Annotated in this window: 21 protein-coding genes and 1 pseudogene; 11 read left to right on the plus strand and 11 right to left on the minus strand. The window is 62.2% G+C overall.

The genetic code is table 11. The features are described from left to right. Positions 1 to 194: 194 nt before the first annotated feature. The 3 genes from PAB09_RS11330 to PAB09_RS11340 form a co-directional block, all read right to left on the minus strand. Complete coding sequence (locus tag PAB09_RS11330) at positions 195 to 848, minus strand: LytR C-terminal domain-containing protein (RefSeq protein ID WP_442873671.1); 654 nt, start codon at positions 846 to 848, stop codon at positions 195 to 197. A gap of 95 nt (positions 849 to 943) precedes the next feature. Beyond that, positions 944 to 1,225, minus strand: coding sequence for a DUF3263 domain-containing protein (locus tag PAB09_RS11335; RefSeq protein ID WP_271033752.1), 282 nt, complete (start codon positions 1,223 to 1,225; stop codon positions 944 to 946). Between the two features lie 152 nt (positions 1,226 to 1,377). Next, a complete protein-coding gene (locus PAB09_RS11340) occupies positions 1,378 to 1,617 on the minus strand; it encodes a hypothetical protein (protein ID WP_271033753.1) in 240 nt (79 codons plus the stop codon). Between the two features lie 422 nt (positions 1,618 to 2,039). Between PAB09_RS11340 and PAB09_RS11345 the strand changes: the two genes are divergently transcribed. From PAB09_RS11345 to cls, 4 genes are all read left to right on the plus strand, one after another. Beyond that, complete coding sequence (locus PAB09_RS11345; RefSeq protein ID WP_271033754.1) at positions 2,040 to 2,687, plus strand: peptide deformylase; 648 nt, start codon at positions 2,040 to 2,042, stop codon at positions 2,685 to 2,687. Beyond that, a complete protein-coding gene (locus PAB09_RS11350; RefSeq protein WP_271033755.1) occupies positions 2,687 to 3,700 on the plus strand; it encodes an N-acetylglutamate synthase, CG3035 family in 1,014 nt (337 codons plus the stop codon). Before PAB09_RS11345 ends, PAB09_RS11350 begins: the two co-directional genes overlap by 1 nt. Before the next feature lie 62 nt (positions 3,701 to 3,762). Further along, the gene (locus PAB09_RS11355; protein WP_271033756.1) at positions 3,763 to 4,554 is read left to right on the plus strand and encodes an exodeoxyribonuclease III; all 792 of its coding nucleotides are present in this window, start codon (positions 3,763 to 3,765) and stop codon (positions 4,552 to 4,554) included. 5 nt (positions 4,555 to 4,559) lie between these two features. Continuing rightward, positions 4,560 to 6,056, plus strand: coding sequence for a cardiolipin synthase (cls, locus tag PAB09_RS11360; protein WP_271033757.1), 1,497 nt, complete (start codon positions 4,560 to 4,562; stop codon positions 6,054 to 6,056). Positions 6,057 to 6,149: 93 nt separating this feature from the next. Here the strand turns inward: cls and PAB09_RS11365 are convergent, their stop codons facing one another. Continuing rightward, complete coding sequence (locus PAB09_RS11365; protein WP_271033758.1) at positions 6,150 to 7,352, minus strand: multidrug effflux MFS transporter; 1,203 nt, start codon at positions 7,350 to 7,352, stop codon at positions 6,150 to 6,152. Between the two features lie 427 nt (positions 7,353 to 7,779). Here PAB09_RS11365 and PAB09_RS11370 point away from each other — a divergent pair, with 427 nt between their 5' ends. Continuing rightward, complete coding sequence (locus PAB09_RS11370) at positions 7,780 to 9,003, plus strand: hypothetical protein (RefSeq protein ID WP_271033759.1); 1,224 nt, start codon at positions 7,780 to 7,782, stop codon at positions 9,001 to 9,003. A 265-nt stretch (positions 9,004 to 9,268) separates the two neighbouring features. Here the strand turns inward: PAB09_RS11370 and PAB09_RS11375 are convergent, their stop codons facing one another. From PAB09_RS11375 to PAB09_RS11385, 3 genes are read right to left on the minus strand one after another with little or no spacing between them, the layout of a single operon-like run. Continuing rightward, positions 9,269 to 10,030 carry a multidrug ABC transporter permease gene (locus PAB09_RS11375; RefSeq protein WP_271033760.1) on the minus strand — a complete coding sequence of 254 codons (762 nt, stop codon included), beginning with the start codon at positions 10,028 to 10,030 and terminating at the stop codon, positions 9,269 to 9,271. Between the two features lie 29 nt (positions 10,031 to 10,059). Beyond that, positions 10,060 to 11,001, minus strand: coding sequence for an ABC transporter ATP-binding protein (locus PAB09_RS11380; RefSeq protein WP_271033761.1), 942 nt, complete (start codon positions 10,999 to 11,001; stop codon positions 10,060 to 10,062). 52 nt (positions 11,002 to 11,053) lie between these two features. Beyond that, a complete protein-coding gene (locus PAB09_RS11385; RefSeq protein WP_271033762.1) occupies positions 11,054 to 11,581 on the minus strand; it encodes an NUDIX domain-containing protein in 528 nt (175 codons plus the stop codon). A gap of 94 nt (positions 11,582 to 11,675) precedes the next feature. On the opposite strand from PAB09_RS11385, the gene PAB09_RS11390 reads away from it, so the two are divergent. From PAB09_RS11390 to PAB09_RS11410, 5 genes are all read left to right on the plus strand, one after another. Further along, on the plus strand, positions 11,676 to 13,253 hold the full coding sequence (locus PAB09_RS11390) for a phenol hydroxylase (protein WP_271033763.1): 1,578 nt from the start codon (positions 11,676 to 11,678) through the stop codon (positions 13,251 to 13,253). Continuing rightward, complete coding sequence (locus PAB09_RS11395; protein ID WP_271033764.1) at positions 13,253 to 14,284, plus strand: glutamate ABC transporter substrate-binding protein; 1,032 nt, start codon at positions 13,253 to 13,255, stop codon at positions 14,282 to 14,284. Before PAB09_RS11390 ends, PAB09_RS11395 begins: the two co-directional genes overlap by 1 nt. Before the next feature lie 291 nt (positions 14,285 to 14,575). Next, a complete protein-coding gene (locus tag PAB09_RS11400; RefSeq protein WP_271035384.1) occupies positions 14,576 to 16,855 on the plus strand; it encodes a serine/threonine protein kinase in 2,280 nt (759 codons plus the stop codon). 111 nt (positions 16,856 to 16,966) lie between these two features. Then, positions 16,967 to 17,854, plus strand: coding sequence for a DNA-processing protein DprA (locus PAB09_RS11405; protein ID WP_271033765.1), 888 nt, complete (start codon positions 16,967 to 16,969; stop codon positions 17,852 to 17,854). Positions 17,855 to 17,871: 17 nt separating this feature from the next. Then, a complete protein-coding gene (locus tag PAB09_RS11410) occupies positions 17,872 to 18,624 on the plus strand; it encodes a ComF family protein (RefSeq protein ID WP_271033766.1) in 753 nt (250 codons plus the stop codon). 16 nt (positions 18,625 to 18,640) lie between these two features. On the opposite strand, the pseudogene PAB09_RS11420 reads toward PAB09_RS11410, so the two are convergent. The 3 genes and pseudogenes from PAB09_RS11420 to pta form a co-directional block, all read right to left on the minus strand. Further along, positions 18,641 to 20,230 (minus strand): annotated as a pseudogene (locus tag PAB09_RS11420) (cation:proton antiporter domain-containing protein). 189 nt (positions 20,231 to 20,419) lie between these two features. Further along, the gene (locus PAB09_RS11425) at positions 20,420 to 21,625 is read right to left on the minus strand and encodes an acetate kinase (RefSeq protein ID WP_271033769.1); all 1,206 of its coding nucleotides are present in this window, start codon (positions 21,623 to 21,625) and stop codon (positions 20,420 to 20,422) included. A gap of 1 nt (position 21,626) precedes the next feature. Further along, a complete protein-coding gene (gene pta, locus PAB09_RS11430) occupies positions 21,627 to 23,021 on the minus strand; it encodes a phosphate acetyltransferase (RefSeq protein WP_271033770.1) in 1,395 nt (464 codons plus the stop codon). Between the two features lie 486 nt (positions 23,022 to 23,507). Between pta and PAB09_RS11435 the strand changes: the two genes are divergently transcribed. After that, on the plus strand, positions 23,508 to 24,872 hold the full coding sequence (locus tag PAB09_RS11435; protein WP_271033771.1) for an FAD-dependent oxidoreductase: 1,365 nt from the start codon (positions 23,508 to 23,510) through the stop codon (positions 24,870 to 24,872). 136 nt (positions 24,873 to 25,008) lie between these two features. On the opposite strand, the gene PAB09_RS11440 is transcribed toward PAB09_RS11435, so the two are convergent. Further along, a complete protein-coding gene (locus PAB09_RS11440) occupies positions 25,009 to 26,463 on the minus strand; it encodes an Abi family protein (protein WP_271033772.1) in 1,455 nt (484 codons plus the stop codon). Between the last annotated feature and the right edge of the window lie 111 nt (positions 26,464 to 26,574).

Below are 26,574 nucleotides of genomic sequence, written 5' to 3' on the forward strand. Positions count from 1 at the left end.
ACAAAACCAGTGATGAGCATAACCCCGAGCCGCATGTCAGTGGCCTTGAGCTATACCCTCAAAAGAGAACTTTAGGCCACCCGCTCAGCATCGAACGAGAGGCCGTGGGCAAAACCCTCGACGAGTGCGCAATTAAATTCAGCGCGTATCGAATGTGCGTGGCGCGGCCGACACCTGTGCGATGCCGATCCTGCCTAGTTGACGGTGGTTTCGGTCGCCAGGACCAGCACGAGGGAGTTCGGCGAATCGGTGCCCGCGGGCAGGTCGTCCGGGCGGACAGCGGCAACGCCACCGACGCGGTCGGCCAGTTCACGGGCGGCCTGCTCGGCGGCGGCGTTGCCCGCCGGGAAGTACACGGTGTTTTCCGGGACCACGTCGTCGGCGTAGTTGCCGACCTCGCCCGGGGTGAACCCCTTCGCCTTGAGCTGGTCTGCCACATCGGCCGCCAAACCTTGGACGGTGGAGTTATTGAGCACGTGGACGGTGGTGTAGTCGCTGGCCTGGCCGGCGGTGGCGTTCGGGGCGGCCGCAGCCGGGCTTGCCGACGCCGCCGCGCCGTCAGTGCTTCCTGCCGAAGCGGCCGCGGCGCTAGGCGCTGTGGCCGGGGCTGATGCACTGCCCGTAGCCTGCTGCCCGGCGGCCGGGGTGGCTGCGGCCGGGGTATTGGTGGCGTTGACGGTCACGTCCTGGGCGTTGTCATCACGAGTCATGGAGTAGGCACCCCATGCGGCCAGCAACAAGGCGACGGCGATTAAGATCATCGCCATCCCGCGCAGGGGCAGACCCTGAGCCTGGTCCGGAGTCTGTTCAGGATTTTGGTCAGTCACATCAGTCACACTGGTTATCATAGTGGGTCGCCGCCATGGTTTCGCGCTGCGCCACCTCAAGCATCCCATTGTCTTTTTGTTTAGGGCGCGCACGCTTTACCCAGCGCAATGTAGCGTTACGAGTCCACGCCCCGGTTTTCCCGCGAATCTCGCAACCTGCGCAACCTGGCCGTGAGGTGGGGAAATTGCTCCATCGCCATCGGGTCATCGATGGCCTTGTTGAGCTTTTGATAATAACGAATCGGCGAGATTCCCAATTCGGCGCGGATGAGGTCTTCCTTCGCACCGAGCGCACGCGGGGCGTGCTTCTCGAATCGCAGCAACTGCAGCGCGCTAAGCCGGTCTTCCACAGCGGAGGCCAGCTCCGAGCTGTCATCAAGGTGGCGGGCATCGGTCATGGCTTTCAGCTTAGAGCACCGCCCAGCCCAACCCTGGTCGCTTGTCGTCGCCTACGGCCTCCCGAGCGCACCACCTTTAATTCAGGCGATGACACCAAAGACGCAGAGCCTAGGAATCGATGCAGGCAGCCCCGTCTGCCGACGTAGCTCATCTAAGGCGGTGACCCACTCCCAGTCCTCGGCCAGATGCCGGGGCAGCGGGGCAGGTGGTGTCCCGTTGGTTTTCCGGCGGTCACCCCGATGACCCCGGAGTCGTAGATCGGGTGGATGTGCAGCGTCTTTTGGGAAATCAGTGTGGTGGCGGTGACGGCCCCGATGACGGGAATCTCGCGCAGCACGGCCTCGGGCGGCAGGGGTGCGATGCGCTGATGATCGGACGGGCCCTTTCTCACTACTGGGTGAGGTCAATGCACCATCGACCTCACCCGGCCAGAAGTAGAGCGCGCATTCTTCGTATCAACGGGCAAGCAGTTCGCTTAGCTGTGTGGCGCTGGTGTAGCAGCTGACGCATTGCCTGCGATGGGACGGAAAATGCTAGGCAGGCTCGCTGCCACGATGTCTTTCATCCCACAGTGTGGCTTACCGACGAATCTGCAGTAGGTCGCCCCAGCGATTACGGGAGGTGCCGACGAAAGACGAGCCCTGGCTGCCTCAGCGAGCGGCATCATAGCGGCGCCAAACTCATCGCCTTTGCGCCGCTCGCGTTCGTGTGAGGCGGGAATAGACACGCTCATGCGCACCGCTGTCGTGCCTATTCTGTTTAAGTCGGGCACCGTGGTCGTCGGAAAGCAAGCGCGGTGCTTACACTGTCATTATGACCGTTCGTCCCATCGTCATTTACGGCGACCCAGTACTGCACAATCCCACCGAACCCGTCACCGAGCCGGTTTCCGAGCTGCGCGAGCTCATCGACGACATGTACGAGACCATGGACGTCGCCAACGGCGTGGGCCTAGCCGCCAACCAGGTCGGCGTGAATAAGCGCCTGTTCGTGTTCAGTTGCCCCGATGTCGAGGGCCCGAACGGCGAGCCGCTGCCCGAAGACCAGCAGGTCATCCGCCGCGGCTGCGTCATCAACCCGGTGCTGGAAACCTCCGAGATCCCAGAGACCATGCCCCGCGTCGACGGCTCCGACGAGGAAGGCTGCCTGTCCCTGCCCGGCCTGGGCTTTCCCACCTCCCGCGCCGACTGGGCGCGCGTTGTCGGCCTCGACGAAAACGGCAACGAGGTCTCCGTGGAGGGCTACGGCTTCTTCGCCCGCTGCCTGCAGCACGAGGTCGGCCATCTGGACGGCTTCGTCTACGCCGACGTGCTCCAGGGTCGCTGGAAGCGCGCCGCCAAGAAGGCCGTGCGCCGCAACGGCTGGACCGAGGCCGGGTTGACCTGGCTGCCGGGTGTGGATCCGGATCCCTTCGGCCACGACGAGGTCGAGTCTGCCGGCGAGCACCCGCAGGAAAGTTAATGGAACAACACCCCGCCTCTCCCCGGTCGCGCATCTTTCGCTCCGATGATGTCCACCCCGGCGAGCGGGTGGTCATCCGCCGCGTGATCGACGGCCAGCACTCCGATGTCATCGGCCACGTCGTCGACCTCAACGAAAAGGAGCTGGTGGTGCGCCCGCAGGCCGTCGGCGGCTTCCCCTCCGCGCTGGCCGAGGTCCGGATCCCACGCGCTCAGGTCTACGTGGTCAAAAAGCTCAGCCCGCGGCGGGTGCGTAACTCGGAGATCCGCGACATCGAACTCGCCTATTCGGAGGCCTTCCCCGGCATCGAGCACACCTGGGCCAGCGATGGCCAGTGGCTGCTGCGCGCCGGCGATGGCATTACGGAGCGTTCCAATTCGGCCGCGCCGCTGGGCCGCTCGGCGGTGTTTACGCCGGTGCCGGTGGCCGAGATTAAGGCGTTCTACGCCCGCCACAAGCTGCCGCCGAGGGTGCTCATCCCGGAGCGCATCGGCAAGCAGGCCGAGCAGCTAGCCAAGGATCACGGCTGGGAGCTGGGCCCGGAGATCATCGTGATGACCCGCGAGCTCACCGACTTGCCCACACCCGATGAGCGCGCGGAGTTTCGCATCGATGAGCAGCCGGATCGCGCCTGGCTCGGCCTCTATCACTTCCGCGGCAAACCGCTGCCGGAGCACGCGCTGAACCTGCTTCGCGAGCGCATCAATGGCCAGATGGGCTTCGGCCGCCTGGTCGATGAGACAGGCGAGACCATCGCAATTACCCGCGGCACGATTACCTCCGCAGGCAGCAGGCAGTATTTGGGGTATTCCGCGGTCGAGGTTGCGCACGCTTTCCGACGCCAAGGTTACGGGACCCAATTAGGCATCCACATGTTGTCCTGGGGCGCTGCCTGCGGTGCGACCACCGCGTATCTCCAGGTCATCGCCAGTAATTCCGCTGGCATCGGCCTCTATGAGAAGCTGGGCTTTATCGAGCACCATCGGCACCGCTACGCAACGATCACCACCTAGCGTCCGCGCGGGGGTGCCAGCGATGCCGAGATGAATGGGCCATGAAAGGTAATCTGTAACGCATGCGCATTGTGAACTGGAACGTCAATTCGATCAGAACTCGCGTCGAACGCGTCGAAGCATTTCTTACGCGCCACGATGTTGACGTGCTTGCGGTACAGGAAACGAAGTGCCGCGATGACCAGTTTCCCTTTGCCACTTTTGAGAAATTGGGCTATGAGGTCGCCCACTTCGGCCTCAACCAGTGGAACGGCGTGGCCATCATCTCCCGCGTCGGAATCGAGGATGTTGCCACATCCTTCCCAGGTCAGCCCGGTTTCAATAAGGATCCCGACGCGGACCAAGCCATCGAGGCGCGCGCCTTGGGCGCTACCTGCGGCGGGGTGCGCATATGGAGCCTGTACGTGCCCAACGGGCGCGAGATCGCCGATCCGCACTACGACTACAAGCTGCGCTGGCTCTACTCCCTCGCCCGTTATGTGGAGGTCACCGCGGAACACAACGTCGACCCGGCGATGGTGTTGCTGGGGGATTTCAACATCGCGCCGCGCGACGAGCACGTGTGGGACATCCGCGCCTTCGATGGCGCCACCCACGTCACCGAACCAGAACGTCAGGCATTCGAGGCCTTGCTTGACGCAGGCCTTCGCGTGACCAGTCCCTTCGAAGGATTCTCCTACTGGGACTACAAGGCCGCTCGCTTCCAACGCGGCCAGGGCATGCTCATCGATTTCCAGCTTTCCCGCGGGCTGGAGGCCAAAGAAGGCTTCATCGACGTCGAGGAGCGCGCCGGCAAGGGCGCTTCTGACCATGCGCCAGTGATCGTGGACTACCTATCACCAGAAAAGGCCTAGAGATCTTGTCGTTTACTTGGAGCCTCGACCTCAGCACGTGGCAGACGATCGGCCTGATTGTCGATTACACGGTCAAGATCATCGCCATCGGTTTCGTACCCGAAGGCCGTCGCCCCAGCTCCTCGACCGCTTGGCTCCTGGCGATCTTGTTGCTTCCCTTCTTAGGACTTCCCCTGTTCTTGCTCATGGGCAGCCCTTATATCAATCGTCGCCGCCACGCCATCCAGCAAGAGGCCAATTCCGCCATCACCGACGTCCAGGCGATCGAGCCGGACTTTCCGCCCGGCACCATCTCCAACCCGGAGATCGCCTCACTCATCAAGCTCAACCGCAAGCTGACGGGCATGCCCGCAGTTTCCGCCACCAGTCACGGCGTCTACACCGATTACCGGGAAACCATCCGGCAAATGGTCCGCGCCGTCGACGAGGCCACCCGATACGTGCATGCTGAGATCTACATCGTAGCTTGGGACCCAACCACGGAGATCTTTTTCCGCGCGATGGAGCGGGCAGTCAAGCGCGGCGTGGAGGTTCGCCTCCTGTTTGACCAGGTGGGAAGCTGGAAGTACCCGGGCTACCTCAAGCTGGGCAAGCGGCTGGACGCGATCGGCGTGAAATGGGAGCTCATGCTGCCGCTGCAGCCGCTGCGCTGGCGCTTCCGACGCCCCGATCTGCGCAATCACCGCAAGATGCTCATCATCGACGGCGAGCGCGGCTTTCTAGGCTCCCAGAACCTCATCGACTCCAGCTACCTGAAAAAGGGCAATCAGAAGGTGGGGCGCGAATGGGTCGACCTCATGGTCGAGCTCACCGGCCCAGTGGTCTCCTCCATGAACATGGTTTTTGCCGTGGACTGGTATCTGGAATCCGACGAGCTGCTGCCGATTGATGAGGACATCTTGGGCCCCACGATGCCTGATACCCACGACACCTCCGCCAACATCGTCCAGTTGGTTCCCTCCGGTCCTGGTTATAGCACCGAGCCGAACTTGAGGATGTTTAATTCGATCATCCACCACGCCAAAAAACGCCTGGTGATGTGCTCCCCGTACTTCATCCCGGACGAGTCCATGCTCGAGGCCGTCACGAGTGCCTGCTATCGCGGGGTTGAGGTGGAGCTCTACGTCTCCGAGCAGGGGGATCAGTTCATGGTCCACCACGCCCAATCCTCCTACTATCAAGCACTGCTGGAGGCAGGCGTGCGCATCTTTATGTACCCCAAGCCGTCCGTGCTGCACTCCAAGTACATGCTCGCCGACCCGGAGGCCGGCCACGCCGCCGTGGGCGTCGTGGGCTCTTCCAATATGGACATGCGCAGCTTCGGCCTCAACTACGAGGTGTCCCTCATGATCACCCGCGGAAACCTCATTCGCCAGCTCTCGGAGGTCACCGACACCTACCGCGCCTGCTCCATCGAACTGACCTTGGAGGAGTGGAACAAGCGCGGATACGCCCGCCGCTATATCGACAATGTCATGCGCCTTACCTCGGCGCTGCAATAGCTGACGTGAAAAAGCGGGTGCGCCACCTGCCGGGGCGCATTCATAGATGCACCCCAGTCGCACGGCGCTCCCGCTTGGCTTAACAACCGCGTGTTAACGCGTGGATTTCAAAGCGACGACGAGTCCTACTGCGGCGATGACGAAGGCGACAATCATGCACACGGACATCGATACGGCATGGTTGGCGTCGATGCCTACCAGCGGGGATACGATGGCTGCCAGCAAGAACTGCGTAAAGCCCAGCACGGCAGAACCAGCGCCGGCGCGCTCGCGCACCAGCCCGGTGGCCAGCGCCGTGGCGTTGCCCATCACCATCGGCATCGGTGCCACCACGAGGAATAATGCCGGAAGCACCAGCCACGGCGTCAGCGCGAACTGTGCCGCAAGAGCCAAAAGCACCACGGCCACACCGATGACCACGATGGCCACCTTGATGATCTGCTCAGGGGTGTGACGATCCATGAGACGGTTGTTGACCGCACCCATGGCCATCATGCCCAAGGCGTTGACCGCGAAGATGACCGAATACATGGTGGGGCTAAAACCCAGCTGCTGCTGGATGACGAATGGGGAGGCGGAGATGTAGCTAAACATCACCGCAAAGATGAAGGAGAAGGCGATGCCGTAGCCCACGAAACCGCGGTTTTTCAGCACGAACGGGTAGCCACGCAGCGTGTTGGAAAAGGATGCTCCCTCGCGAAGGTGCTTCGGGTGCGACTCCTTGACCTGGAAGACGGCCACCAGAAGCTGCAGGGCGCAGATGCCGCTGAGCACCCAGAAGATGCCGCGCCAGCCGATCGGCTCGACCAACAGCGCACCGAGCACCGGCGCCAGCACCGGGGCGATGCCTTGGATAATCATCATGAGGGTAAAGGCCTTCGCCGCGGCCACGCCCTTGGCTAGGTCCGGGATGACGGTCCTGGCCAGCACCACGCACGCACCCGAGCCCAGACCTTGAACGAGGCGGGCTGCAATCAGGATGCCAATCGACGGGGTCATCGCGCACACGATAGAGGCCGCCAAGGCCAGCACGGCGCCGCCGATCATAAGGCCGCGGCGCCCCAGGGAATCGGAGAGGCCGCCGATGACCAACTGGCCGATGGCCATGCCCACCATGAATCCAGACAAGGTCAGCTGCACCATCGTCGCGGTGGTGCTGAGGTCATCGACGACCCGTGGCAGCGCCGCGAGGTACATGTCGGTGGCAAACGGCCCCGATGCCGACAACAGGGCAAGGCCTGTCAGCAGAGCCGGGGTGAGCTTTTGCGGCTGGTAATTGGTCTCGTTAATGGCCATCAGTGATGTTCGACCGCTTTCTGGTATCGGATTACCGGGGTTAGTGCCAGCGCATTGCCTGGCCACGGCGCGTGTGGCGCCATCGGTTGCGGCGCCGACAAGGGATTGTACTCCCCCACTTTGTTGATCAATCCATGATTGTTTTCTAGCGTTTCCACAAACGCTAGAAAACAATCCCTTAATATACGGCGCACGCCTTAGCCTTCGCTAACCTAAGCCACACCCGTAAGCGTTACTGTCTAGCGGGTTTGGCAGTGGATACGGGAAATTTCTTCACGCTTGAGCGCTGGGATAAGTTTGAATCAATAGGCAATCGCTTTTCCAACCCCGCCGACACACGGCAGCCGTGCCCGGTTCCTACGGCCGCGGTGGACGTCGGAAAGCATGCTCACTCAAGGGCAATTCGGGCAGAAAGGAGCAGGTATTCATGTCGTATTCGACGTCGCGGACCGAGGCTCTTGACCCCCATGCCCCCGAGCAATCCGCGGATATCATCCACGGTGAGCACGGCGATGTCATCGACATCGACCCGGCCGAGCTCAAAGGCCAGGTTGCATGGACCCGGCAAGGCGCGGCCGCCAACTGGGTGGCCATCCTAGCCATGTTCGTCTGCATGGCCTTCGGCCTGCATTTCGTCGTCGACTCCCTGGCCACGCTTTTTCCTGCCGTCCAGGCCTTCATTAACACCAGCGAGATGTCCTCCTTCAAGGCGCTGGCCGCCGGCATGCTGGCCACCACCTTGCTGCAGTCGTCCTCCGCGGTCACCGTGGGCTTGGTCTACAGCACCGCGATGGGGCTGATTTCCCCGCAGGAGTCGATCCCGGCGGTGTTCGGCGCGAACATCGCCACCACCTTCACCCCGATGATCTTGGCCTTGTGGATCAGTGGCCGCCACAAGCGCCGCCATTCCCGCCGCGCCTACCAGGTGGTTTTTACCCATGTGTGGTTCAACATTTTGGGCGTTGCAAGCCTCCTGCCCATCGAGCTGCTATTTCATCCGTTGTCAAAGATCGCCTCCCGGCTGGTTCAACCAGTCAACGCCTTTGTTGCCTCCGAGCAGATTCTCCAGACGCTTTCCGTCCATTACTGGGGCCAACAGCTGACCATGAACTCCGGGTTAATGTGGGTGGAATTGATCGGCGGGTGCGTGCTCACCGTAGTTGCAATGAAGGCATTGCAGGAGCGCTTCCATGCCCTCGTTCGCGGCACCGGCTTCCCCATCCTTGCGCGCAGCGGTGGGCTTTCCGACGTCGCTGGCCTCACGTTGGGCGTCGGCGCCACGATGGCCACCGGCTTTTCCTCAGCCACCGTCACCGCCACCGCCACCGCCCGAGCCACCGGCTCGCTGTATCGCCCGGCGGTCATGCCGATAGTCATGGGCGCCAACATCGGCACCACCCTCACCGGCATCTTGGTGGCGCTGGGCATTGACGATCAAACAGGCGCGCTAGCCCTGCACGTGGCCCTGGTGCACCTGCTGTTCAACCTCACCGGCACCCTTCTTGTGCTGCTGTTGCCCTTCCTGCGCCACTTCATCGCCTGGCTTGCCGATCACTGCGCTGCCTCATTTTCCCGCCACCCCATCATGGGCATCGCGCTCATGTTGCTCATCGCCTGGGTGCTCCCATACCTCATTATCCGGTTTGCTTAGGCAGATCCAGTGTGGGCTTCACGTGCCCGCGTTCCCACGTGCCCACCTCCCTAAGGGCTTCACATTTGCGGTCGAATAGGCGTGGTCGAATAGGCCCGGATTTTATACCCCCTCAGGGTATTTTTGGACGCCTTTTCGACGGTTTCCTTTCGACCGCAAATGTGAAGCCTCCGCGGCCAGGCCAAAGCCATCCATGAAAAAGAGGGTGCCGAAGCCAAAAAGCTTGGGCACCCTCTCGATTGTCGGGGTGGGATGGTGGACCCGGCTAGGCGTCGCGCTTTGCCAGCAACACCTGGCCGATCGCATAGAGGGCTACGACCCAGGCCGCGAAGTACCAGCCGGAACCATTGACCCCCCAGGAGGCATCGTCAATGGGGCTATTTAAGATGAATGCGTTCATGTTGGTAAACGGGCCGTACTTTTGGACGTACTCGCCCACCTTCGGGATCAGCGAGCCCACACCCTCCAGGGTGGTCATCCATATCAGCACCAACGCCATCGCACCTGCGGTCTGCCGCACGATGAAGGCGATACCCTGGGCGAAGACGGTGAGCAGGAAGCTGACCAGGGGATATACCCACATGATGCGCAACGCGATATCGTCATTCCACACGTCTAGGGTCTTAGATTGTTCCGGGGTGGCCACCATCTTGGCCAGGTAGAAGCACACGATGACGGTCACAAACGTCAAGGCGGCGGACAGCAGCCCGTAAAGCGCCAACTTGGCCGCCGCCACCACGTGGCGGTTCGGGGTGGCCATGAAGGTGACCGACTGATACTTGTGGCGATATTCCGCGGTCACCACCATGATCGCCTGAATAGCCACCACAATGATGGAAATGCCGGCCACGCCCGAGACCACGTTCGAGGCCGAGAGCACGCTATAGCCCATGAAGGACTGTTCCACGTTCTTGCCGGCGAAAAACGCCAGCAGCAAGCCGAAGAACACGATCAGCGCGCTGGTCCACCACAAGGCCTTGGTGGTGTAGAGCTTGGTCCACTCCGCGCGAAGGGTATTGAAAAACACGATGAACACCTAATCCTTAAACTATTCTTCTAACCTGCGCGGTGGGCACCAGGGGCAACGGTGGATTGATACTGGACTGCGTCCCCGGTCAGCCGCATGAAGGCCTCCTCCAGGGAGGCGTGGCGCTGTTCGAGAAGGGCGAGCTTGATTCCCTTGTCGAAGGCAATCGCGCCGATCTCGTCGGAAGTACGCTCCATCACCGTAAGGGTAGGGCGCTGTTCCTCGTCGACGCCGATGGCCGACTCGATCCCGCTGGCCTGCAAAGCGGCGTGGAGCCCCTCGAGGTTGTCGGCGCGCACCACCACGGAGGTGCTGGCGTGCTCGCGGATGAAGTCGTAGGTGGAGGCGTGAGCCACCAGCTTGCCGCGGCCGATGACCACCAGTTCGTCGGCGGTCTGTGCCATCTCGGAAAGCAGGTGGGAGCTGACCAGCACGGTGCGGCCCTGCTGGGCAAGCGAGCGCAGGAACTCGCGCACCCAGCGAATGCCCTCCGGGTCAAGGCCGTTGACCGGCTCGTCGAGGATGAGCACCTCCGGATCCCCCATCAAGGCGGCCGCCAGGCCGAGGCGCTGGCCCATACCGAGGGAGAAACCGCCCGCCTTCTTCGAGGCAACACTAGTCAGACCCACGAGTTCTAAGACCTCGTCGACACGGGTGGTGGGAATACCGTTGGTCTGAGCGATCCATTTCAGGTGATTGGCCGCCGAGCGGTTGGGGTGGACCGCCTTGGCATCGAGCAGCGCGCCGACGGTGCGCAGCGGGTTCTTCAGCTTGCGGTAGGCGGTGCCGCCGATGGTGGCGGTGCCCGCTGTGGGATTATCGAGGCCGACGATCATGCGCATGGTGGTGGACTTCCCGGCCCCGTTGGGTCCTAAGAATCCTGTGACCACTCCGGGTTTGACGTCAAAGGTGATGTCATCCACGGCGCGCACGGCACCGTATTGTTTTGTCAATCCACGCACTTCAATCATGCCAACCAGTGTGACATATTTTCGCCCCTGGTGCCTTGGAGAGCCGGGTTCCTTAATTGAGGTAGTCGAGCAACAGCTGTTTGACCTTAGGCCACGAGGCCGCGAACGCCGGCATGAGCTTCAACTGCGCCACCTCGTCTAAGGCGACCCAGCGCAGCTCGTGGGACTCCTCGTTGGGATGGGTTTCCAACTGATGCGGTGCGCGTGCGAAAACGGTGGTGTAGGTCCACTGCCCGGCAAGCTCCGGGCGGTCGGGATCGGCCGGAAACGGGCCCGCCGTGACCGCTTGCCCCAAGACTTCATAGGAGTCGGGGTAAATTTCAGTCTCTTCTGCGACCTCGCGCCCGGCGGCCTGGCGGGCATCCTCGCTCGCCTCCCGCGCACCACCGGGCAGCGCCCAGGTGTCCCCGTGCGAGGTCCACGCGGCGCGGTGCTGCATGAGGATCGTCCAGGAATCGCCAGCCCGGGCCACGAGGGCGAGTCCGGCGGCGCCGTGGCGTCCCCACATGCGGGTACCGCCGGGCCCTGCCGCCCACCCCTCGCCGTGGCTAGCCGAGTGAAGACTTTCGATTCCAGACATACCTTTAGCATAAGCTGCCCACGACAAAGCCACCGCGATATGCTTGGTGAGAACCTATTAACGCACCTTTTAATTCAGCCAAGGCTATAAATACATGCCCGAGATGCCTGCAATACCCGATATCCCCGAGGATGCGGAGGACGTGGAGTACGGTCAGCGCGTTTCCCGCGAGGACCGCAATAGCTTCAGCCCCGGTGTGGGCACGCCCACCGGGGACTTCATCCTGCACACCTTGAGCCCGGTGCGTGCGGTGCCCACCAATGCCGAAGACAATTGGATGGATCGCATCTCGGAACGTCGGCAAGCAAGACGCAACTTCTGGCAAGAGCTCTGGCACGACTCCATCACCATGCCGGTGGAGTGGGCGCTGCGCTTCGGCCGCTTCCTGCGCACCACCCCGGGGCGGATGACGCTGATGGTCGTAGTGGTCTCCATGGCCGTCATCGCCGCAGGAATCTCCATGTCACAGACCTCCGCGCAACGCCGCGCGGACCTAGAGACCTTGATGAATAACACGGAGCCGGTGAGCTTTACCGCCCACCGCCTCTATACCTCCTTGTCGCTGGCGGACACCACGGCGACGGTGGGGTTTGTGCGCTCGTCGGTGCAGTCGGAATACACCCGCACCCGCTACAGCCTGGCCTACCAGGATGCCGCCGCGGCGGCCGCCGAGACTGCCTCGGGTATCTCCACCGACAACGAGCACGCCCTCGCGCTTATCACCAAGATCAATAAGCTGCTGCCCACCTACACCGGCCTAGTGGAGACCGCCTGGGCGAATAACCGCCAGGACAACCCCGTGGGCGTGGCCTACCTGTCCGAGGCCAACGCGCTCATGCGCAACGAGATCCTGCCCGCGGCCAACGAACTGTATTCGATGATGTCGCGGGAGGTGGTCACCAGCCAGCGCTCGCTGACCACCCCGCTGTGGATCCCGTTGTCGGGCATGTTTGCCGCGCTGGGCTTTTTGGTGCTGGCGCAGTTGTGGCTGGCGCAGGTCACCCACCGCCGCCTCAATCGGGGATTTTTGACCGCCACCATCCTCATGGCTTTCATCACCACCTGGGTCACCACCGCCAATGCGATCACCTGGCGCACCGGCTCGCAGGCCTACGAGGAAGCCTCCGCGCCGCTGGAGATGCTGACCAATGCGAGGATCCAGGCGCAGCAGGCGCGTACCGATGAAACGCTCGCCTTGGTTCGTCGTGAAGCAGACGATGCGGGCACGTTCACAACGGCGGCCAACGCAGTCGACGACGCCCTCGATGCCTTCGACGCCTCCTTTTTGGCCGACACGGGTGAAAACCCGCAGCAGCTGGCCAACGCGCGGCTGGCACTGGAGCAATGGCGCTCAAGCCACATGCAACTGGTGGAAACGCTCAATAACGGAGACTATGACACCGCGCTGACGTTGACGCTCGGCGAGGGGCAAGGGATCGACTCCGCCGGGGTTGGCACCACGCAAGCAGGTGAGAGTTCAGCGACCGCCTACGCGAAGATGGATGATGAGCTCGCCAGCATGGTCGGTGATACCCGCTCCACCCTGCGCGCGTATATCGACAAGGGCGCCAACGCCTCCCGGTTTGTGTCCATGGTGATGCTCATCTTGTCCTTCCTCTCCGTGATTTCTATGTGGGTAGGCATCCGCCCCAGGCTGCAGGAGTACCTCTAATGAGCACCAGACACTCTTTTCACCGGTATGTTTCGCCAGCAGGCCTTATGCGTGTAGCTTGCTTGACGACGGCCACCGCGCTGCTTCTGACAAGCTGTGCCGAGCCCGAACCGGCCGCACCGGAACCGGCCCAGGAAACGCAGGCCTACCTGCCGCTTCCGGACGGCTCCAGCATTGAGAAGGCCGGCTCGGTTGCACCCGAGGAGGTCATCACCACCGGGCTTTTGGGATCGCTGCGCCCCGACGAGCGCACCCCGGAAGAACGCGTGCCCGAGATCGTGGCCAGGGGAAGGCTCATCGTCGGCATCGACCAGTCTCAGTACCTGCTTAGCTTCCGCGAGCCCTCCACCGGGGCGATCAAGGGCTTCGAGGTAGACATCGCCCGGCAGATCGCCAGGGACATCTTCGGCGACCCCAACAAGGTGGAGTTCCGCTTCGTCGACAGCAGCAACTGGCTCAAATCCATCGAGGACGAGAAGATTGACCTCGCCATCCGCGGCATCTCCATCACCCGCGACCGCCAAGACCAGGTGTTCTTCTCCGCCTCCTACCTCACCGGGCAAACCCGCATGCTCGTGGAGAAAAATACCGGCATCGACTCCATCGACGACTTGGCGGGCGGCACGGCCTGTGTTACCTCCGGCTCCACCGGGCAGCAGCGCACCCGCGCCCGCGCCCCGGAGACCGATCTCCTCGTGGCTAACTCCGCCGCCGACTGCCTCGTGGCGCTGCAACAAGGCCAGGTGCAAGCGATCATCTCCGACGACACCATCTTGTCCGGCATGGTCGCCCAAGACCCCTTCACCGAGATTGTCGGCGATCCCCTGGGCACGGAAAGCTACGGCATCGCCATCGCCAAGCCCGGCACCCGGCACGATACCGACGGGCTGATCCGGCAGGTCAACTCCACGCTAGAAAGGCTCACGTCCGACCGCACCTGGGCCGGGCTCTACCTCAACTGGTTCGGCCCCTACCTGCCCCTGCAGCAACCGCCGGCAGCCGCGTACCGTGAGGAGCAAGCACCTCACTAACGCAAGCACCTACCCTCGTGGGCACGCTGACCCACACGGGGGATCGCACACAGACACCACACCAAGGAGGACACCATGGCCGACAAGCTGCCAGACCCCGACCACCCGGACGGCAACCCCGGCACCCAGGCTGTCTTCTATGACCCCTTCGCCGACGAAGGCGACGAGGATCAGGCCCCCACCGACCCCAGCCTGCGCGCGCTCCTGCACAACCTCGAGCACCTGCGCTACGACGCGCCAGCCACCGCCCCAAGCATGTTCTCCGACGGCAGCGTGCGCACCGACACCTCCATGCTGGTGCCCACCAACGTCGGCGGAACCGAATCCCAGGCCACCGGCGCCGTCATGTTCGACCCCTTCGCCGACGATGACGATGATGACTTCCTCGAGATCGACGTCCCCCTCCCGAGAGATGCGGCCACCCACACTCCCACCCCAGAGGAGGTAGGAAACCGCGCCCGCGAGCAAGCGCTATCCACCTTCCGCTCCCGTCGCGGCACCACCCGCAAGTCCCGCGCGGTGGCCAACGGCATGGTCATGCTGCCGTTTATCCCGCTCATCCCGGAAGACCTCGCCCTGCGCGACCCGTCCAAGGAGCCCCCCGGGGTGGAAGAACCCGCCCTTCATCCCGGGGATGTGGTCGCCGACCAATACGAGATCGCGGGCGTGATCGCCCACGGCGGCATGGGCTGGATCTACCTGGCCAACGACCGCAACGTCTCCGGCCGCAGGGTCGTGCTCAAAGGCATGATGAGCAACTCCCAGGGCTACGGCGCCGCCATCGCCGAGCGCGAGTTCCTCGCCGACATCACCCACCCGGGCATCGTGAAAAGCTACAACTTCATCGACGACGAGCGCGTCTCGGGCGGGCTCATCGTCATGGAGTACGCCCCCGGCCCTTCGCTGCGGGATCTGAAGATGCAGCAGCCCGGTGGCGTGTTCTCCATCGACATCGCCATCGGCTACATCCTCGAGGTGCTGCCCGCGCTGGAGTACCTCCACGCCCGCGGGGTGGTCTACAACGACCTCAAGCCGGACAACATCATCGCCACCGAGGACCAGGTCAAGCTCATCGACCTCGGCGCGGTCTCCGGCATCGACGCCTACGGTTATATTTTTGGCACCAAAGGCTTCCAGGCCCCGGAGGTAGCCACGAAGGGCCCGAGCGTGGCCAGCGACATCTACACCATTGGACGCACCCTGGCCGCGCTGACGGTGAACCTGCCGGTGACCGACGGCGTCTATGACCTGGGCCTTCCAGGACCCGAGGCCGAGCCGCTGTTTTCCCAGTATCTGTCCTTCTACCGCCTGCTCAAGCGCGCCACCGACCCGGACCCGGCGCGCCGGTTTAGCTCCGTGCGTGAGATCGAAACCCAGCTCTATGGCGTGCTGCGCGAGTATCTGGCTGTGCGCTATGGGCGCCAATTTCCCGCGCAGCATTCGCTGTTTTCCCCCCAGCGTTCCACCTATGGCACCAAGCACGTGGTCTTTCGCACCGATCAGCTCCTCGACGGCATCGAGCGTTCGGTAAGGATCACCGCTCCCGAGATCGTGGCCGCCTTGCCGGTTCCGCTGCTCGACCGCGACGACCCAGGCGCGATCATGATCTCCGGTTCCTCCTACACCGAGCCGTCGGAGGCGTTGGAGACGATGCGCCAGGCCATGGCCCAGGACGAGTTCCGCGACTCCAAGGAGATCCCCTTGGGTGTGGTTCGTTCCCTGTTGGACCTGGGCTTTACCTCCGAGGCCAGGGAGTGGCTGAAGACCTTGGAACCCAAGCTGGGCAGAGATTGGCGTTTCCAGTGGTATTCCGGCATCACGAGTTTGCTTCTCGACGACTACCCCACGGCACAGGCGGACTTCAATCGGGTGTTTACCCTGCTTCCTGGGGAATCTGCGGCCAAGCTGGCGCGCGCCGCAGTCTCGGAAATGCTCCTCCAGCAGCAAGGACTCGCCGACAAGTGCCTGCTCAAGCCGGAGGTCGCCATCGCCGCCGCGAGCCTCAGAGGCGATGTGGTGGATACCTTCGCGGGCATGTGGAACAAGCTTTCCCAGGATCCGGCGTCCTTGAGGTTTAAGACTTTGTACCTCTATGCCCTGATCTGGGCGACCAACCCCACCACCGTCTCCTCCGCTTTCGGGCTGGCCCGCCAGCTCATCGCCGAAAACCAGGTTGAGTTGGCGGTCAAGGCGCTCGACCGGGTGCCGCAGTCCTCGCGGCATCACCGCATGGCGCAGCTGACCGCGATCTTGTACCTGCTCACCGGCCAGCTATCGGAATCACGGGTGCGCCGGGCGGCGCGCCGGCTCGAGGAGATCCCCACCAACGAGCCGCGCTTCCAGCAGATCCGCATCGCTATCCTCAATGCGGGCCTGACGTGGTTGCGCGATTCTCACCTGCAGGAATCAGCCTCCTCCAACGAGCTGTTTGATTACCCCTTCTCCCAAGAGGGATTGCGCACGGGATTGGCGGAGTCCCTGCGCATCCTGGCCCGCTCGACCACCCACGCTCACCACCGCTACCAGCTGGTGGACATGGCGAACAAGGTGCGGCCGACCACCTGGTTTTAAAAAAGAGTGCTGCCCCAACCAACAAACGATGTGCACCTTTTGTCGAACATCGAGGAAGAAAACAGAAGCGAAGGAAAACATCAGCTTTCCGGATAGACCTAGAATTGCACCATGACTACAGCCACGGATCTTGAGTTTCGGCCGGAGGAGTCTCGGCAATTGCCGGCTCTTCTTTCCTTGACCCGCGCCGATCTGGAACTTAGCCTCAGCGAGCGGGTCAACGAGGTTCTTCGGTGTGGCGATGCGATGGCGGTGCTCCAAGAGTATGGGATTGATCTGGCGGACTCTGCCACCTGGGACCTCCACAGATGGGCTTCCCGTGGAATTTCTTTCCTTAGCATTCTCGATCCTGATTACCCCCGTTTGCTCACGGAGGTGAAAGAGGCACCGGCGATACTTTACTATCGCGGTACTCTCAGCCCGGAAGAAAAAGGAGTCAGTATCGTCGGTTCCCGATCGGCAGACGATTCCACGCTCTTGGCTTGCTATGAGCTGTCGCAGGCCTTGGTGAGACAGGGAATCCCAGTTATTTCTGGATTGGCGCGAGGAGTCGACACGGCAGCCCATGAAGGTGCTTTGGACGCGGGCGGCAGGACTGTCGCGGTAGTAGGAACGGGATTGGATCAAACTTATCCCCCAGAAAACAGTTTGCTTCAAAAACGCGTCGAGGCAGAGGGCGGTCTTGTGCTCTCGCAGTTCGAACCGCAAAGTACAGTCCGTAAGTTCAACTTCCCGATGCGTAACGCGGTCATGTCTGGCTTGGGGGTAGCCACCATCGTCATGGCCGCAACTGAGAACTCTGGTACCAAGCACCAGGCACACGCAGCAGTCAAGCATGGCAGGAAAGTGATAGTAACAAACCGTGTGCGAAACACGGTTGCGTGGGCAAATAGGTTAGTAGAGCAAGGTAAAGCTCAGGAAGCAAGGAGCCTCGATGACGCCGTCATGTTAGCCATTGAAGCTCGCAAGTCCCGTCTAGAAGTTCCGACCTTGTTTTGATAGGGCCAGGATCTCAGATGATGGATGCCACGAGTTTTCTGCAAAGTCGTAGGGATTTCCTCTTCCCTGCCATCTTGGTCCCCGAGTTTGGTTGCTTAAGATGCCGTGGCGCTAAGAAATCCAACCAATATGACATCTGTTATCAATGTGGTCAAGCCTCAGAGGAGGCCTTTCCAGAACACCTCGGATTTGGCATTTACAATTTCGAGGACGAGCAATCGGCCGCTGTTATGGCCAGATACAAAAGCGAAAATGTGGATGGCTCTAGCCTGAAGTCCATAATTCGTGCCCTCGCCAACCTGGGGATCAAAGAGGCGCTCGACAAGTTTGACGTGGATCTCATCACGACGATCCCCAGCTTAAGCGGCAGGAAGGGACCTCACCCGCTACTCCTTCTCGTTCAGCAGACTGCCGAGACTATTCCGGATTGCCCGCCAGTGAGCGAAGTTCTCCTTCCAACGGGTAGGGCCATGAGAAATGAGGTCAGTGAAAAAAGTTTCACCAGCTGCATTTCCGGGGAAGGCTTCAACGTCCTCGTCATTGACGATACCTACACTTCTGGCAACCATATGCGATCAGCAACACTGCGCCTACGCAAGGCCGGCGCAGCCAAGGTGTATGGACTAGCGTTGGCACGGCGCGTAGGGAAGGCGCAAGGTTTTGGTAATTCGGAAGTAAGGAGATTTGCTAAGGAGCACCGCCCATCCTTCGCCGACTACGAGTTTTTCGACAGCCAACCTACGCAGGTGCAGCTGGCCCCTTGGTTGTAAGGGCGTCACCTGCTGATTAGCACCCTTTTTGTCGCATCAAAGCTTGCACCGCTTGATCGGCCAACTCCTCCCCGGCGCCGTCGTAGAGGTAGTCCGTCACGTCGGCGCCAGCCTCCAGCAGCGCCTCATTGTGCGCGCGGATCTGGGTGGTGCTGGCGATGATGGCGCGGGTGTTGTGATCGCGGATGCGGCGCAGGACCTTGACCGCCGCGTGGTGCAGCGGCAAGGCCACCACGATCATCCGCGGCGGGGAGTCGAACTCGATCTTGCGCCACAACTCCATGTCGGTGACGTCACCGGCGATGATCTGGTGCCCGCCCAAGCGCAGCGCGGCGATGCGATCCTCGTCGAACTCGATGCATTAGACGTTGAGGCCGTATTCCTCCTTCAGGCGGTGGTACACGCCCTCACCCACGCGCCCCATGCCCAACACGAGGGCATCGGCGTCCGTGACCTGCACCGGGCGCTCGTCGGGGGCCAGTCTTTCGACGGGACGATCGGGAAACAGTCGCACGAGGTGTGGCAGGATGCGCTGCTCCTGGGCGCTGCATACGGCGCCGAGGACGAAGCTGCCCGCCACCGCGATCGCCATCACGGACGTCCAGTTGGGGTCAAGGACCCCGTTGCCCACGGCCACGGAGGTGATGATGAGGCCAAACTCCGAGTAGTTGGCCAAGGTCACCCCGGACAGCGCCGAGGTGCGCGCGGACATGCCCACCTTGAACAAGATCACCATGAAGATCGCGGCCTTGGCCACCAGAAACAGCAAGAGCACGCCCGCGATGACGAAGCCGCGCTCGTCGGGAAGCCCGCCTAATCCGATCTCCAGGAAGAAGGCGACCAACAACAACTCGCGCACGCTCATCAGCGCATCGTAGAAACGCTCCGCGATCGGATGCCCGGACAACACGATCCCCGCGATGAGCGAGCCCAGGGAGCCGGACACACCGGCGAGCTCGAACAGGGAGTAGGCGCTGACCGCGATGCTAATGCCCGTGATCACCAGCATCTCAGTGCGAAACATCCGGTCCGGCATGCGCGTGACCAGCGGGCGCAGCAGCAACAACAGCGGCAACAGCAAGGCCCAGGCATGCGGGGTCTTGCCGGTGGAAAAGACCAAGACGCCGACAGCCATGATGTCCTGGAGCACCAATACCCCGATGGCGATGCGGCCGATCGCTGAGGAGGAGCGGTTGTGCTCCGCCAGCTGCGCCATGACGAACACGGTGGAGGAAAAGGAGGCGGCAATACCCACATAGGCCAGCGCCTTCGGCTCCAGCACGCTGATCGGAACCAGCGGCATGAGCCCGGCCAGCCCGAATAGGGCGGCGAAGATGAGCGTATTGGCCACCGCATGCCCGGCCGCCGAGCCGACCACCCGCAGCCCTGCGATCTCGCGGGGACTGAGTTGCAGCCCGATGGTAAACAGCAAGGTGGTCACGCCCAGCTCGCCGATGACTTCTATGAAGGGGATTTCTTCCAGCCCCACCGCGCTCACGGCAAAACCTGCCCCGAGGAAGCCGATGAGCGGGGGCAGGCGCAGCAAGGAAGCCGCGATGCCACCCATCATCGAGAACAACAACGCGGTCAGGTATAGGGAGTCCACGTGTTTACTTTACAAACCGGCCGCGACAATTCTCGGGTTAAATCCGCCCTTTTGGCAAGCCCACGCCACTTTTGCCGCCGCTGTGCGCGCGAATGGCCAAACAACGTTTGGCAAAAATCTAGACCCGTAACTTCCGCGGGGGTTGTTACGGGTCTAAGGGTGTGATGTCTAGGAGCGTGATGGCACTGCCTAGCCGAGCGTGTCGGCGATGGCCTTCGCCTTGCGGGCGATCGCCAGTTCCTCGTTGGTGGGGACCACGAAGACCTTGATCTGAGACTTGTCCGTGGAGATCTCGCGGGGGCCGTCGTTCGGAGCGGCGTTGCGCTCCGGGTCGATCTGGATGCCGAAGTTCTCCAGGTCGGCCAGGGCATCGGCGCGCACGAAGCGGTCGTTTTCGCCCACGCCTGCGGTGAAGGTGATCGCGTCGATGCGTCCCAGGGCCACCAGGTAGGAGCCGATGAAGCGGCGCAGCTGGTGGATGTAGACGTTGTAGGCCAGCCAGGCGTCCTGGTCCTCGTTGTGGATCATCTCGCGCAGCGTGCGGAAGTCGTTGACACCGGCGATGCCCTTCACACCGGAGCGCTTGTTGAGCAGGTTGTCGATGTCGTCGATGCTCATGCCCGCGGTGCGGTACAGGTGGAAGATGATGCCCGGGTCGATGTCGCCGGAGCGGGTGCCCATGGCCAGGCCCGCCAGCGGGGTCATGCCCATGGAGGTGTCCACAGGCTGGCCGTGGCGGATCGCCGCCGCCGAGGCGCCGTTGCCCAGGTGCAGGGTGATCTGGTTGACCTTCGCCGGGTCCTTGCCCAACAGCGCGGGCACGTGCTGGGAGACGTACTCGTGGCTGGTGCCGTGGAAGCCGTAGCGGCGGATGCCGTGCTGGGCGGCCGTGGCGTTATCGATGGCGTACAGCGCGGCGGCAGGGGGCATCGCGTGGAAGAAGCCGGTGTCGAAGACGGCGACATGGGGGATGTCGGGAAGCATCTCGCGGGCGACCTCGATGCCGGAGATGTTGGCCGGGTTGTGCAGCGGGGCCAGCGGGATGAGCCCGCGGATCCACTCGACAATCTCGTCGGTGATCAGCTCCGGCTGAGAGAAGATCTGCCCGCCGTGGACCACGCGGTGGCCGACGGCCTCGATCTCCACGTCCAGCGGGCCGCAGCCGTGCTCGCCCATGAGCGCGAAAGCCATGTCGAGGCCCGCGGAGTGGTCCGGGATCGGGGCCTGGGTGACGTACTTTTCGCCGTTGTGCTTGAGGGTGACCGTGCCCTGCGGCTCGCCGATCTGCTCCACCAGGCCGGAGGCGAAGGGGGTGTCGGTGGCATGCTGGGTGGGGTCGACCAGCTGAAACTTGATCGACGAGGAGCCGGAGTTGAGAACAAGGATGAGCGACATATCAGTTTCCTCCAGCCTGGATAGCGGTGATGGCGACGGTGTTGACGATGTCGTCGACGGTGGCGCCGCGGGAAAGGTCGTTGACCGGCTTGTTCAGCCCCTGCAGGATGGGCCCTACGGCCAGCGCGTGGCCGGTGCGCTGCGCGGTCTTGTAGCCGATATTGCCGGCCTCGAGGTCGGGGAAGATGAATACATTCGCTTGACCTGCCACCGTGGACTCCGGCATCTTCTTGGCAGCGACCACGGGATCGACGGCGGCGTCGAACTGCAGCGGGCCGTCCAGCTTGAGCTGCGGGGCGCGCTCCTTGGCGATGCGCACGGCCTCGGCGGCGCGGTCCACATCGGGTCCGGTGCCGGAGGTGCCGGTGGAGTAGCTCAGGATGGCCACGCGCGGGTCGATGCCGAATTGGGCGGCGGTCTCCGCGGAGACGATGGCGATCTCGGCGAGCTGCTCGGCGTTCGGGTTGGGGTTGACGGCACAGTCGCCGAAGGCCCACAGCCGCCCGCGCATGACCATGAGGAAGATCGAGGAGACCACGGAGGTGCCGGGCTTGGTCTTGATGATCTGGAAGCTCGGCTTGATGGTGTGCGCGGTGGTGTGAGCGGCACCGGAGACCATGCCGTCGGCTAGGCCCAGGTGAATCATCATGGTGGCGTAGTAGGAGATGTCCTTCATGGTCTCCCGCGCCTGCTCCAGGGTGACCCCCTTGGACTTGCGCAGGCGGGCGAACTCCTCGGCGAAGGCCTCGGCCTGCGGGTCGGTGTCCGGGTTCTTCAGGTGCGCCTTGGAAAGGTCCAGGTCCAGCTCGGCGGCGCGGGCGGTGATCGCCTCCGGGTCTCCCAGGATGGTCAGCTCGCAGATATCCTTGGCCAAAAGCTGGTCGGCGGCGGTGAGGATGCGGTCGTCGTCGCCTTCCGGCAGCACGATGTGCGAGCCCTTCTCCTTGGCCCGATCGAGCAGCCAGTGTTCGAACAGCGGGGCGCTCATGACCTTGGCCACATCGCAGGAAAGGCTGGCGCGGATGCGCTCCATCCCTTCTGCTGTGGTGGCCTCCTCCGCGGTGAAGGTGGCCGCCACCACGGAGCCTAGGGCCTTGCACTCCTCACAGGCGAGGTCGATGTGGATGCCGGGCCCGTCGGCAAGCAAAAGCAAAGGAACCCCGAGCGCGGATGCGGCCTTGGCGTCAAAGTTCACGTTGCCGGTGCCAACCAGCAGGGCGGGTCCGTCCGCGAGCGGGTCTTCAGCCAGGATGGTGGAAAGATCGGCCTTGGAATTGACCAGCTCACGGACCGGTCTTTCGAGGCGATCGGCGAAGCCGGCGATATCGAAACCGTCAAAGTTTCGACCAGCGCGCGTTAGCAGTACGGCGCGGGGGGCTGCGGAGGAGTCACTCACTGCTCAATAGGTCCTTTCACGTAACAAGCGCTCACCTGCGCGGCGAGCGGCACCAGCATGGGGGCACAGTCATGTGTGTTGCCTCACGATATGCCACGGGGCTGTGATTCACCACATAACTCTACCTGCTGTGTGGCGATTTAACAGCACTCAGGCAACCCCGGTTGCACTTTTCGGAAACACCACCCCATGCATCGGATGAAACCGCAGGTGATTTCCGTATTTTTCCACCCCCTGTGGAATAGCCCACAGATGCATAGATTGCTATTTCACCCTTGGCAATCTTAACAAGTGTGCGCTTGCCGACGTTCCCACTGCCGCCACCCCCACAGGTTGCCCTTTCGCCCTCCGCGCTGCACGTGTGCACCTTGGTAACCGCTGCACACACGGCGTAAAGTGGAGGGTTGATTCATGCCCAGCCACGTCTTCCTGCGGCTGGGACACTTGCAAGCACATACGTTTTTGACCTAAGGGATCGATCACTTTATGAACGCACCGTTGCGCGTCGCCGTTGTCGGCGCAGGCCCGGCTGGCATCTACGCCTCTGACCTGCTTATTAAGTCCGGCGTGGAGGTGAGCATCGACTTGTATGAGCGCATGCCCGCCCCCTTTGGCCTCATCCGCTACGGCGTGGCCCCGGATCACCCGCGCATCAAGGGCATTATCGCCTCCCTGCACGCCGTGCTGGACAAGCCGGAGATCCGCCTGCTGGGCAACATCGACGTCAGCCACGACATCACCATCGACGAGATGCGTGAGTATTACGACGCCATCATCTTCTCCACCGGCGCCACCGGCGACCGCAACCTCAACATCCCCGGCGCGGACCTTGAGGGCAGCTTCGGCGCGGGCGAGTTCGTCGGCTTCTACGACGGCAACCCGGACTTCGAGCGCACCTGGGACCTGTCCGCCAAGCAGGTCGCCGTGATTGGCGTGGGCAACGTCGGCCTGGACGTCGCCCGCATCCTGGCCAAGACCGGCGACGAGCTGCACGTGACCGAGATCCCGGACAATGTCTACGAGACGCTCAAGACCAACCAGGCCGAGGAGATCCACGTCTTCGGCCGCCGCGGCCCGGCCCAGGCGAAGTTCACCCCAATGGAGCTCAAGGAGCTCGACCACTCCCCCACCATCGAGGTCATCGTCAACCCCGAGGACATCGACTACGACGCCGCCAGCGAGCAGGCCCGCCGCGACTCGAAGTCCCAAGACCTGGTCTGCCAGACCCTGGAGGGCTACGCCATCCGCGAGCCCAAGGGCGCCCCGCACAAGCTCTACATCCACCTGTTCGAGAACCCGGTGGAGATCCTGGGCGAGGACGGCAAGGTGGTTGGCCTGCGCACCGAGCGCACGGAGCTGACCGGCGACGGCAACGTCCGCGGCACTGGCAAGTTCACCGACTGGCCGGTCCAGGCTGTCTACCGCGCGGTGGGTTATCGCTCGGAGCCGGTCACCGGCGTGCCCTTCAACGACCACAAGGCGGTCATCCCCAACGACGGCGGCCACGTGCTCGATGCCGCCGGTGAGATCGTGCCGGGTCTGTATGCCACCGGCTGGATCAAGCGCGGCCCCGTGGGCCTGATTGGCAACACCAAGTCCGACGCCAAGGAGACCACCGGCATGCTCGTCGAGGACTGGCAGGCCGGCAAGCTCACCCCGGCCAAAAAGCGCGACCCGCAGGCCGTGGTCGACTTCCTGCGTTCCCGCAACATCGCCGTGACCACCTGGGACGGCTGGCACCAGCTCGACGCCGCCGAGAAGGCGCTCGGCGAGGCCGAGGGCCGCGAGCGCAAGAAGATCGTCGAGTGGGACGAGATGGTCTCCCACGCCGCGCCGGAGTACGACATCTAGGTTCATACTCCGTAGGCGTCGTCAAGCAGCTGCTTGTCGACGCCTACGGTGTATCTCTTCTCACCACAGCACATGTATGCCCCTATTGGGGGGGCGCGGAATGAGAACGCCAGGTGCCAGCGGAAGGCTTCTGCTCTCAGAAACGCTGTGGGTAGCTTTCCGAAAACGTTTCAAAGAGGCTTTCCATGCCTCCGCTGCCGAGCACCCCCTTCTCGAGCGCCTCTAGCGGCGAGAGGGCTTTCCCATCCTCTTTACTTGCAGTAGTTGAGTTGGCAGAACTCCACCACTGCAGCAACGATGCCGCTTGGTAGGTTTCATCGGTGGCCGTGCACTTTCGCCATAGACGAGCATTGATTTCGGCGACTCGTTCACGGACGACACCACCATGGAACTGGAAAACGGGGTAATAGCGGGTTCCACCAAGCTTGAACGAGATTGCCGCTCCATACTTTCTATAGGTCTTTAGCATCTGGCGTGGGGGCGGGTTCTCGCGCATTTTCTCGGCCGGGTAGCCCTCGGGATAGAACTTTTCAGGGTCCAAGAGCTTATGAATCTCCTGTGAGCGGGCCGCCTCAATTCGGTCTAGGAGGCTTCCCGCAAGCATCGGCCTCTCGTCCAATCGGAATGTTTCCGTCCAAATTGGATTAGATTCCCACCCCTCGGGAAAGCCCGCATCCCCCACATCAAGCCCCAGCTCTTTGCATTTCCTACTCACAAACCACGTGAGGCTCAGTACTTGGCGATCTTCTGGAGCCACGCTCAACATCACGAACCGAAGTGCCAAAAGCAGCCCGTATAGCCTGTTACTGACCCGAGCATGGGTGAGGGATGCCAACACGTGGCTCGGGTCTTTCGATGCAACGCCGGGGACCTTCAGGATTGTGTCGTACACACGATTCCACATGCGCGAATAGTGAAAGCAAAGATTACGAGCGTGTCGAAAGACGTTGAGCCAGTTGCTCATCACCTCAACTTCTCCCACAATCTCGCCGAGCTCATTGGGAGTACCAATCTGGAGTCGATCTGCTACCGTTCGACGATCTGTATGAGGGATGAGATTAAAAAGCTGACTCAGGGCCCCAAAGGTCATGACCTCAGTTGCCACCCACACCGGCAGACGATCACCGTACTTCGCTCGGAAGTGCTGGACGAAGGATCCTTTTGCATTTCTCTCAAGGCGATCGTATTCTTCAATCCATTCCTTATACGCCTGTGAGGGCATAAAATCGCCATTTGCGTCGTAGGCTCCTACCCCAAGAAGCATGGGTTCTCGATGTATGAACGGGTCAATCTTGCCGATTTTATGGCTAATAAAAAACCGAAACGCGACCTCCACCGAGCTGAGGACCCGCCCCAGGAGTGACCGCAGCTCTGCATCGAATTCATATATTTCAACGATCCTTGAGAGAGTTATTCCCGGTTCGAACTCCTCTAGTCGGCGTTCCCTGCCTTCGTCGTCTACCCTCGGATTATCCAATATGCGGAAAGGATACCAGTAGCCCGAAAGGCGATAGTAACCATAGCGTTCCAAATACTCATAGGCTTTGGTTTCTTCCCCGCAATCCATACCCCGGGACTTGAGCTGCTCCACTTGTTGAGTCAAAGTGAAGTATGGCTTGGAGTAGCTACTATGTGTGCCCACCCACCCATAATATCCAAGCCGATATCTATAGCGAAGAAAAAGAACAATGCTCGCGTCCTC

The sequence above is a fragment of the Corynebacterium sp. SCR221107 genome (genome assembly GCF_027886475.1).
Taxonomy (GTDB): Bacteria; Actinomycetota; Actinomycetes; order Mycobacteriales; family Mycobacteriaceae; genus Corynebacterium.

What these genes read in the sequence shown, in the direction of transcription:
- PAB09_RS11345 (WP_271033754.1), top strand. Translation starts at nt 2,040, where the DNA reads ATGACCGTTCGTCCCATCGTCATTTACGGCGACCCAGTACTGCACAAT.
- PAB09_RS11390 (WP_271033763.1), top strand. Translation starts at nt 11,676, where the DNA reads ATGCCCGAGATGCCTGCAATACCCGATATCCCCGAGGATGCGGAGGAC.
- PAB09_RS11435 (WP_271033771.1), top strand. Translation starts at nt 23,508, where the DNA reads ATGAACGCACCGTTGCGCGTCGCCGTTGTCGGCGCAGGCCCGGCTGGC.
- PAB09_RS11350 (WP_271033755.1), top strand. Translation starts at nt 2,687, where the DNA reads ATGGAACAACACCCCGCCTCTCCCCGGTCGCGCATCTTTCGCTCCGAT.
- PAB09_RS11385 (WP_271033762.1), bottom strand. Translation starts at nt 11,581, where the DNA reads ATGTCTGGAATCGAAAGTCTTCACTCGGCTAGCCACGGCGAGGGGTGG.
- PAB09_RS11330 (WP_442873671.1), bottom strand. Translation starts at nt 848, where the DNA reads ATGATAACCAGTGTGACTGATGTGACTGACCAAAATCCTGAACAGACT.
- PAB09_RS11400 (WP_271035384.1), top strand. Translation starts at nt 14,576, where the DNA reads ATGCTGGTGCCCACCAACGTCGGCGGAACCGAATCCCAGGCCACCGGC.
- PAB09_RS11365 (WP_271033758.1), bottom strand. Translation starts at nt 7,352, where the DNA reads ATGGCCATTAACGAGACCAATTACCAGCCGCAAAAGCTCACCCCGGCT.
- PAB09_RS11425 (WP_271033769.1), bottom strand. Translation starts at nt 21,625, where the DNA reads ATGTCGCTCATCCTTGTTCTCAACTCCGGCTCCTCGTCGATCAAGTTT.
- PAB09_RS11405 (WP_271033765.1), top strand. Translation starts at nt 16,967, where the DNA reads ATGACTACAGCCACGGATCTTGAGTTTCGGCCGGAGGAGTCTCGGCAA.
- PAB09_RS11395 (WP_271033764.1), top strand. Translation starts at nt 13,253, where the DNA reads ATGAGCACCAGACACTCTTTTCACCGGTATGTTTCGCCAGCAGGCCTT.
- PAB09_RS11380 (WP_271033761.1), bottom strand. Translation starts at nt 11,001, where the DNA reads ATGATTGAAGTGCGTGGATTGACAAAACAATACGGTGCCGTGCGCGCC.
- PAB09_RS11370 (WP_271033759.1), top strand. Translation starts at nt 7,780, where the DNA reads ATGTCGTATTCGACGTCGCGGACCGAGGCTCTTGACCCCCATGCCCCC.
- PAB09_RS11410 (WP_271033766.1), top strand. Translation starts at nt 17,872, where the DNA reads ATGATGGATGCCACGAGTTTTCTGCAAAGTCGTAGGGATTTCCTCTTC.
- PAB09_RS11355 (WP_271033756.1), top strand. Translation starts at nt 3,763, where the DNA reads ATGCGCATTGTGAACTGGAACGTCAATTCGATCAGAACTCGCGTCGAA.
- PAB09_RS11335 (WP_271033752.1), bottom strand. Translation starts at nt 1,225, where the DNA reads ATGACCGATGCCCGCCACCTTGATGACAGCTCGGAGCTGGCCTCCGCT.